Annotated in this window: 10 protein-coding genes and 1 pseudogene; 6 read left to right on the top strand and 5 right to left on the bottom strand. The window is 67.2% G+C overall.

The annotated features are described in order from the left end of the window. Window positions 1-354: 354 nt before the first annotated feature. Window positions 355-762 (bottom strand): trypsin-like peptidase domain-containing protein, encoded by a 408-nt coding sequence (locus H7965_RS32075; RefSeq protein WP_390624630.1) that lies wholly within the window; start codon window positions 760-762, stop codon window positions 355-357. On the opposite strand from H7965_RS32075, the gene H7965_RS27320 reads away from it, so the two are divergent. Next, entirely contained in the window at window positions 686-1,648 is a 963-nt protein-coding gene (locus H7965_RS27320) for an RraA family protein (protein ID WP_229682822.1), read from the top strand. The two genes, H7965_RS32075 and H7965_RS27320, sit on opposite strands and share 77 nt — an antisense overlap. 242 nt (window positions 1,649-1,890) lie before the next feature. After that, complete coding sequence (locus H7965_RS27315; protein WP_186773698.1) at window positions 1,891-2,364, top strand: VOC family protein; 474 nt, start codon at window positions 1,891-1,893, stop codon at window positions 2,362-2,364. 286 nt (window positions 2,365-2,650) lie between these two features. Here H7965_RS27315 and H7965_RS27310 read toward each other — a convergent pair whose 3' ends face one another. Then, window positions 2,651-2,977: a hypothetical protein gene (locus H7965_RS27310; protein WP_186773697.1), complete on the bottom strand. Its 327-nt coding sequence runs from the start codon at window positions 2,975-2,977 to the stop codon at window positions 2,651-2,653. 97 nt (window positions 2,978-3,074) lie between these two features. Further along, window positions 3,075-3,272, bottom strand: coding sequence for a hypothetical protein (locus H7965_RS27305; RefSeq protein WP_229682821.1), 198 nt, complete (start codon window positions 3,270-3,272; stop codon window positions 3,075-3,077). 125 nt (window positions 3,273-3,397) lie between these two features. Here H7965_RS27305 and H7965_RS27300 point away from each other — a divergent pair, with 125 nt between their 5' ends. The 4 genes from H7965_RS27300 to H7965_RS27285 all read left to right on the top strand — a co-directional run bounded on the left by H7965_RS27300 (window position 3,398) and on the right by H7965_RS27285 (window position 6,930). Next, the gene (locus H7965_RS27300) at window positions 3,398-3,928 is read left to right on the top strand and encodes a DUF305 domain-containing protein (protein WP_186773696.1); all 531 of its coding nucleotides are present in this window, start codon (window positions 3,398-3,400) and stop codon (window positions 3,926-3,928) included. Between the two features lie 132 nt (window positions 3,929-4,060). Continuing rightward, window positions 4,061-4,588 (top strand): DUF421 domain-containing protein, encoded by a 528-nt coding sequence (locus tag H7965_RS27295; RefSeq protein ID WP_186773695.1) that lies wholly within the window; start codon window positions 4,061-4,063, stop codon window positions 4,586-4,588. A gap of 84 nt (window positions 4,589-4,672) precedes the next feature. Further along, a complete protein-coding gene (locus tag H7965_RS27290; protein ID WP_186773694.1) occupies window positions 4,673-5,632 on the top strand; it encodes a mechanosensitive ion channel family protein in 960 nt (319 codons plus the stop codon). Further along, a complete protein-coding gene (locus tag H7965_RS27285) occupies window positions 5,629-6,930 on the top strand; it encodes a DUF2254 domain-containing protein (RefSeq protein ID WP_186773693.1) in 1,302 nt (433 codons plus the stop codon). The genes H7965_RS27290 and H7965_RS27285 overlap by 4 nt, the downstream gene beginning before the upstream one ends. Before the next feature lie 183 nt (window positions 6,931-7,113). On the opposite strand, the pseudogene H7965_RS31410 reads toward H7965_RS27285, so the two are convergent. Beyond that, a pseudogene (locus H7965_RS31410) lies at window positions 7,114-7,521 on the bottom strand (transposase); the annotation flags it as partial. A 229-nt stretch (window positions 7,522-7,750) separates the two neighbouring features. Then, window positions 7,751-8,473, bottom strand: a complete 723-nt coding sequence (locus H7965_RS27275) for an alpha/beta hydrolase family protein (RefSeq protein ID WP_229682823.1) — start codon at window positions 8,471-8,473, stop codon at window positions 7,751-7,753. Window positions 8,474-8,589: the final 116 nt, after the last annotated feature.

The raw sequence follows: 8,589 nt of genomic DNA, 5'->3' as shown, positions 1-8,589 counted from the left end.
CACCTTGCCCGCCATCCGGCGCGCACTGCTGGCTCAGCTCGCTGCCGCCATCCGGCTGCGATGTCCCAGATGCCGCGAGTTCATCGACCTACACAAGCGCGAATGAAAGTGCCGAAGTAGTGCTAGGCAGGACGCAATCGAAGTCCCGCGAGGCACCGCTCGCCAGCATAGTAGCCCTTCCATTTCGGGATACGGCATGGGATACAAGGTTAACCGAGCGTGCCGCCAAACCTAGGTTTTCTGCGGCTTTCCGCTTTTTGGGCCATTCCCCTCACCCGGCACCAAGAAATCAACCAGTTGAGGGAAGTGGCCCGGTGCCCCACCTTTCTTGACCGGCCGATTGGAGCAGGCAGCCTATCGCAAGGTCCAAAAACCTTCAGCCGCGAGGGCGAAGCCAAGTGATTGCACGCCACGAACGTCGAAGGCCAGGATGCCAATCAAATTACCCTTGGCGTCGAGCAAAGCGCCTCCAGACGATCCGGGTGACATCGGTGCGCTAGTCTGCACCACTTGAATGCCCCTCACAGACCGTAGGGAAGATACCAAGCCATCCCCTAGGGTCAGCTCTAAGCCTGATGGCGCGGCGAGCGTGAAGGCACGCTCGCCGACATCAATTTCACCATAGCGCCGAATGCCACGAACGGGTGTCAGCGTGGCGTCGGCGGTGTGGAGGACACAACGATCAGTGCCGGGGGCGCTGGCGACAACGGTCCGGCGCGCCGGTGATCCCGATATGTTGGCGCCGCTGGGTCGGCCCGGCATCACACCAGTCGGCGGCACGTCAGGGAATTTGCAGGCCAGCCACGCCGTCCGCATGTCCTTGGCCAGCGGGACGGTCCGTAGCGAGGGCCTGCGGGGGCCTGGACGGGAGGCGCCCGACCAGCGACCATACGCCGGCCAATCAGGGGAGAGCGCCGGCATGACGGCCAGCAAGGACGAGATCTTCGCCGGACTGCGCAAGATCGACACGCCAACCATCACCAATGTCGTGGCGACCTATCCGAAGAACCCGCTCTGCCTCGGGCTGTACAATCCCTGGACTGAGAACTGGTACACCGACAGCTCGATCCGCTGCATCTATCCGGAGATGGGGCCGGTCATCGGCCACGCGGTCACCTGCGTCTACGGCCTGCCGGATCCCAACTACAGTGGCCGGCTCAGCTTCATGGACGTGATCGAGGCGCTCGATGCCATGCCTAAGCCGACCATCCTGGTCATCCAGCAGAAATGGCCGCCGGAGCTGATGGCGAAGGCCGGGCTTGCTGGCGAGATCATGGTCACCTCCATGATGTCGGTAGGCTGCATCGGCATGCTGTCGAACGGACCCTCGCGCGACGTCGATGCGGTCCGCAAGCTTGGCTTCCAGTTGCTGCTCGGCGGCGTCACGGCCGGACATGGCGAGATGGCGGTTCAGGCAGTGAACGTGCCGGTCTCGGTCGGCGGCATGGATGTTGCGCCGGGTGAGTTGATCCACATGGACGAGAACGGCGCGGTGAAGTTTTCTGCTGACCGTGCCGCCCAGGTGCTGGAAAACGCCGAGAAAATGTTGGTTGGCGAGGCCGAGCATCTGGCACGGTTGCGCACCGCGAAGACGGCGGCCGAGGTGCGGGCGGCAGGCGGAGCCTATTCGGCCAGGCCGAAGGCTTGACGCCACGCAGCGGGGCGAGGCCATCGTGCCCCGTCCTGGTCCAGGCGGCATTCTTGGGAGCCATGGGTGCCGCGGCAGGCGACCTGGAGCGGACGGCGACGCTAAAGTTGACTGCCCTTTGCCATTACCCGAGTGCGACGGACCCTTCCAAGGCGCAGACAGGGTGAATCACCACCCAAGCCGCAGGATGTCGGATTGGGAGACAAGGTCGGCAAACCGGCCGCAAAGGGAAAGGACAAGCAATGTCGAAGAATACGGTCTGCCTGTGGTATGATAAGGATGCCGAGGCTGCCGCGCGCTTTTTCTCCGAGACCTTCCCTGGCAGCGCGGTGGGGGCCGTTCACCGTGCACCCGGCGACTATCCAGCCGGCAAGGCAGGCGACGTGCTGGTCGTCGAGTTCACGGTCGCTGGTATCCCTTGCATTGGCCTGAACGGGGGGGCCGAAGTCCGGCACAATGAAGCCTTCTCGTTCCAGATTGCCACGGACGACCAGGCCGAGACCGACCGCTATTGGAACGCCATCATCGGTAACGGTGGGCAGGAGAGCGCGTGCGGCTGGTGCAAGGATCGATGGGGGATTTCCTGGCAGATCACGCCGCGCGTGCTGACCGAGGCGATGGCGGCAGGCGGCGACGAGGCTCGGTGCGCGTTCCAGGCCATGATGACCATGAGGAAGATCGACGTCGCTGCGATCGAAGCGGCGCGGCGCGGCTGACGCTCTATCCCGTCTTCTGCGACCCGGCTGCTGCCACGGCTGTCCGCTCATGGCCGATGGTGTTGAAAAAGTCCGAGCGCCCGCTGAGCGCGCAAGAAACAGGCCTGCGGGCGCGCCAATCAACAACTCTAATACGCTTGCGGTGTCCTGCGCGAACTCATATTACGTTAGAGCAGAACACCAGTAGCTCCGGCCAGGTTTTTCAACACAATCGGCCCTTCTCGGTGGTTCGACAGAAGCGATCAGGGTGCCGCCCGCGCCAGCACCGCGCCACCGTGGTGTGGGTTCAGGCGCCGCGGCCTGACGGCACCGGCACCCCGCGCTTGTTCAGCGCCCTGGCCATCGCCGCCTGGCCGGTCACGCCCTCGCCGCACAGCCGCTCGACCTCCAGCGCCAGCCGATGCGTGGCCCGTCCCGCCGCCTGCTGCCGCGCCAACAGCTGGTGCGGCGGCGTCGCGGCCACTGGCTGGCGGGTAGCCCATGTCGCCGCCCAGCACCGCCCCACGGGCCTTGGCAGCGGCCAGCGCCGCCCGGGTCCGCCGCTGATCAGCCCACGCTCCTTCTGCGCCATGGCCGCGTAGATCCGCATCATGAGGTCGCCGGCGTCGGGCATGTCCGCCGCCCTGATCGCGTAGCCTCCTCCAGCAGCTGCGACAACGTATGCGCCCGGCGGGCGAGCCGGTTGAGCCGCGCCGCCACCAGCACCGCGCCTATAGGAAGGCGAAGGAAAGCCCGCGCGACATGTCGGGGGCGAGGTCAGGATCGGCGATGCGGATCGCGGCCAGCCTGCGCGCGGCGGCGGCCTGCGCCGCAGCCATGACTGCGGTCGTCACTGGGCGGATCTCGATGCGCACGCCGCACGGAAGGTCGGGCCAGTACGCCTCGGCCGGAAGGTCGAGGGTGAGCAACGCTCATTCTCCTTTGGGAATCCGGCTTGGCGGCGAAACTGCCGAGATCGGCTCCTAGCCAACTCCTTGCATCCGCATGCAAGGCGGAGCGTTCCCCTCTGGTGCTATTCGAGGGAGAGCTAGCGATGAGCTACCTGCGCTTCGGCGCGATGATCGCCACCTCGACCGTGGTGATGTTCGGCCTGATGTATCTGAACACCTACGCGCTCGACCACGTCGTCTACAGCCAGACACGGACATGGATGGCGCTGTTGATGGGCGCGGCGATGGCGATCATCATGCTGCTGTTCATGCTGGGCATGTACAGGAACCGCAGCGCGAACATCGCCATTCTCGCCGGCAGTGCCGTCGTGTTCGTCGTCTCGCTCTGGCTCGTGCGCAGTCAGGAGACCGTCGGCGATCTGGCCTATATGAAGGCGATGATGCCGCACCACTCCATTGCGATCATGACGAGTGAGCGCGCCCACATCCGGGATCCGCGCGTGCGTCGTCTGGCGGACCAGATCATCGAGGCACAGGTGCGCGAGATCGCGGAGATGCGCGACCTCATTACGGCACTGGAGCGGAACCCGGTCGCCGCCGGCGCGCCCGACCTGCCGCCGCGCAGCACCCTGGGACGCGTCCAAGCGGGCCTTTCTTCAGACCGCCGACGGTGACGCCGCCGAGGTCGAGCGCCGTGCGTTCTCGACATCGACAACGACACCATCGGCCGGTCTTGCCGGAGGATGTGGCTTTGATACTCGCGCCGCCGCCGAGGTGGGCGGGGCCGGTCGGAAAGGATCCGGACGATGTTCTTCGACAGCTGGTTCGGCCTGCTCCGCGTGCTCGTGGTCGGCACCCTGGCCTACGTGACCCTCGTGCTGCTGCTCCGCGTCTCGGGAAAGCGCACGCTGGCAAAGCTGAACGCCTTCGACCTGATCGTCACCGTCGCCCTCGGCTCCACCCTGGCCACCGTGCTGCTCAGCAAGTCGGTGGCCCTGGTCGAGGGCCTCGCCGCCTTCGCCCTGCTGGCCGGCCTGCAATACCTCGTCGCGTGGCTCGCCGTCCGGTCGCCGCGGTTCAGCGACCTGGTCAAGTCGGAGCCAACCCTCCTGCTCCACCATGGCCGCTTCCTGGAAGGCGCCATGCGCGCGCAGCGCGTGACCCGCGCGGAGGTCCTCGCCGCGTTGCGAGGCTCGGGCGCGGGCGAGCCCGCGGAGGTCGCGGCAGTCGTGCTGGAGACGGACGGAAGCCTCAGCGTCATCCAGAACGCGAGCCAAGCCGGGGCTGCCGGCTCTCTGGACGGCGTCGGCAGTGTGGATGGCGGGCCGCGCTAGCCGGGACCTCCGCCCCGTCCAGCCGCCTCCGGCGCACTTTCCGCCGCCCGGCGCGTTCGGCTTCGGTTTCACCGAGGTCATGCGATGTTCGATGAAGCGCTGGGCCGCCTCGAGGCCCTGGGTCATTCTGCCGCTGTCATCCTGCCGGGGTTGCTCCTGAGCCTTGTGGTCTTCGGCCTTGGCCTGCTCCTGGTGCGCGGAGTCCGCGCCGCGGTGACCCGCGCTGCGTCCCTGCGGGAGGCCTCCGCCGGCTCGGCGGCCGTGCTGGGGCGCATCGCGGGCGGCCTCGTCACGCTCATCGTTTTCCTGATCGCCGCCGCGGTCGCGTTTCCCTCGGTGTCGGCGGCCGACCTGTTTAACCTTCTCGGCATCGGTGGTGTGGCCATCGGCTTTGCCTTCCGCGACGTGCTGCAGAACCTGCTCGCCGGCGTCCTGATCCTGCTCACCCGCCCGTTCCGCATCGGTGACCAGATTCGGCACGGTGAACAGGAAGGCACCGTCGAGGACATCTGGATCCGGGCAACGGTGCTGCGGACCTACGACAACCGCCGCATCCTGATCCCGAACGCCTCCCTCTTCACGGACAAGATCGAGGTCATCACCGCCTATGAGAGGCGCCGGTTGCAGTTCGCCCTGACGATCGGCAACGGCGACGACATCGCCCGCGCGCGCGACGTTGTCGTGCAGGCCCTTCGCTCCACCCCCGGCGTTCTGGCCGACCCGGAGCCCGAGGCATTGGTGACCGGCCTGGGCACCGCCGGCGTGGACATGGTGGCCCGCTTCTGGATCAACCCGCCGCGGCGGCGCGAGGCGGTGGATGCGCTCGATGGTGCCATCGAGGCGGTGAAGCAGGCGGTGACCGACGCCGGCCTCGACCTGCCCTTCCCGACAACGCAGGTGCTGTTCCACGACCAGACCGAGGAGACCGACGGCGACCGCAACCGGCAGCGCGAAGGCTGGCCGGCTGCCGGGCGGGACGTCCCACGGCCTCGCTGGCAGGCGGTGCGCGAGGCCGCACAGCGCCCAGCCGGGGACCGGCCATGACAAGCCGGTTGCGGGAATGGCTGGAGGCGCTTGGAGACATCTTCTGGATTCGCCCGGCTTTGCTCGTGCTCGGTGGGGTCCTCCTCGGCCAGGCGGCGGTCCTGGCCGAGCAGACGGCCTCGGAGCTGCCCTGGGTGCCGAGCGGGTGGGTCTACACCGGGGGTGAAGCGGGCGCGCGGGCCCTGCTCGGCGCCGTGGCCTCCTCCACGATCGGCGTCGCGGGCACCACCTTCTCGATCACCGTGGCGGCGCTCTCGCTGGCCTCCGGCCAGATGGGGCCGCGCCTGCTGCGCAACTTCGTCCGCGACAGCGGCAATCAGTACGCACTCGGCATCTTCCTGGGCACCTTCGCCTACGCGCTCGTGGTGCTGCGCACCGTCCGCTCCGTCGAAGAGGTGGCGTTCGTCCCGCATCTCGGCGTCACGGGTGCGCTGCTCCTCGCCTTGCTCTGCGTGGCCACCCTCGTGTGGTTCGTCCACCACGTGGCCACCGGCATCAACGTCGAAACGGTCATCGACGTGGTGCATGAAGAGTTCTCGGAGGCGATCGACCGCCTCGACCACGGTGCCCCAGCGAGCGTCGCCGGCTCCGCTCCGCCGCGCGGAGTACCGGTGACCCTGGCCGAACGCGGCTACCTGCGGGCCGTGGATCACAATGGGCTGGCAAACTGGGCGGAGGAGACGGGCGCGGTCGTGGTGCTGCTGGTCCGCCCCGGCGACTACCTCTTCCCGGAGGCGGCCGTGGCGGAACTGATCCAGGGCCGAGGCAGCGAAGAGGCCGGGCGGGCCATCCGCGCCGCGTTCTCGCTCGGCTCCAGGCAGGCGGCGACGCAGGACCTCGAATTCGCGGTGCGGCAGCTCGTGGAGATCGCGCTGCGGGCGCTGTCGCCCGGCATCAACGACCCGTTCACCGCTGTAGCGGTCGTCGACCGGCTGGGCGCGGCACTGTGCGAGATCGCCCCGCGTCGCCTCACCGGCCCCACGATCGAGCGCGGCGGCAGGGTGGTGCTCCATCGCGAGGTGACGGACTACGCCGGTCTCTGCGACGCGATGTTCCACATGATCCGGCAGAACGCCGCAGGGTCGCCGGCAGTGCTGATCCGCCTGCTGGAGACGCTCGGGCGCGTGATCGCGGTCGAGACCCGCGCGGAGCGAAGGGCAGAACTGCTCCGCCACGCGGAGCTCGCCGTGTCGGCCGGGCGCCTCGGCATCGAGGACCCCGCCGATGTCGCGGCACTTGAAGCCCGCCACGTCGCGGTGCAAAGGCAAAATGCGGCCCTGCAAGCGGCTCGCCGTTGATGCGGGCGCGACGAGTGAATGCGTGACTTCCGCCTGAGGTCGTCCGCAGGCAGCGCGATGGTCGTCACGCGTATTCCGTCCCCGCCTGCTGGTTCTTGAGCACGGCGGTCATCATGCGGGTGGCGGTGGCGTAACCGATCTCGATCGCCTGCGAGGGCAGCGTCGCCACGGCGAGACGATGGAGGAGACCCCGATCCTCCCGCCGCTCGCCTGGGCGGTCGAGCACCGCGCCGAGGTGGAAGTCGTCGCCGCAACAGGCGCGCTGCTCGATGCGCTGCTGGGCACGGTCTCATTGACGTAGAGCGCATGATGGATGCGCGGCAGCGTGCCGTCCCACTCCCAGCGGTCCAGGTAGTCCCACACCGTGCTCCGCGGCGGCAGGTCTTTCGGCAACGCCTTCCATTGGCAGCCGGTCCAGAGCACGTACAGGATGGCGTTGAGCACCTCGCGCACATCCACCGTCCGCGGCCGACCGCCGCGCTTCGCCGGCCGGATCAGCGGTGCCGCCAGTGCCCATTCCGCATCCGCCAGGTCGCTCTCGTAGCGCAACCTGCGCCGCATCGCGGCGCGACGATGTTCCGGCTGCCACATGCATGATCCCCCAGCACGGCCGCCGCCCAGGAAATCACAACCGATTCCAGAAATTCAATCTGTTCCGGAAGGGCTCTGAGGTTCGAATGAAGAAAATTCTCTTCCTCGGCGGCTGGAAAGTGGGATCTTCGCCCTGGTTACCTTTGAGCCCCGCTGATGTGATGTGACACATTTACTGGGGTTATTCGGATACCGGCTTGCCGCTCCATGGACTGATGCCATCTCTGAGCTACCGAAGGGTAGAAATCCAGAACGTCACCTCATGACGAGTGTGAAACAAGCCAAAGTGGCCCACCGCCTCGCTGCCGAGCGAGCGCGGCGGCAACACGACCATCATGCGGGGTGAGTGGCAGTAGTAAGACAGGCCGCGTCGCATGGCCGCCGGTGTCGCATATTCATCGTCCGCGGTGGCGACCGCCAGGATGGGCGCCTTCACCGCAGCGAAGCGTTCGAGAACCTCGGTCCGCTCTCTTGCTTCGTGGCAACTCTCGAATCGAGAACCACGAAAGCTCCATTCATTGGCGACGCCGGCCGGCAGATCCTCCAGCCAACCCAGCCGCCGACCCGGAAAATAGCCGAGCGCCGCTGTGAGCATGGGCATCGCGACATGCCATTTCAGCAGCAGCCTCAATCGGCGATGCGCGGCGTAGTCCCGCCAATAGGCGTACTGCGCCCCGACGGTCAGGATGCGCGACAGAGCAGGTGCAGCCTCGGCGTATCCGGGCAGGAAGCCGCCGATGCTGTGGCCGACCACGTGAAGCGGCATGCCAGGCAGAGCATCGCACAGGAAGCGCAGAGCCGCATCGAAATCCAGCGTTCCCCAATCCCGCCAGCGGTAGCCACAACCGCGAAGGCGCGGCGGCCGCGACGCCCCGATGCCCCGGTAGTCATAGGTGAGGACGTGGAAGCCATGGCGGGCGAGGAATTGCGCGTAGCGATGATAGAGCGAAATCTGACCATTCAGAGTCGCTGAGGATTCCCGCCCGGCGCGAAATCTGATTCACCGTGCCTGCTGGGCACGGAGGCCAGCTTGCATGGCGAGAACCCTGTCCGAAGATCTACGCGCCC

This window comes from Siccirubricoccus deserti, assembly GCF_014283215.1.
Classification (GTDB): domain Bacteria; phylum Pseudomonadota; class Alphaproteobacteria; order Acetobacterales; family Acetobacteraceae; genus Siccirubricoccus; species Siccirubricoccus deserti.
This window is presented reverse-complemented; position numbering and strand designations above follow the sequence as displayed.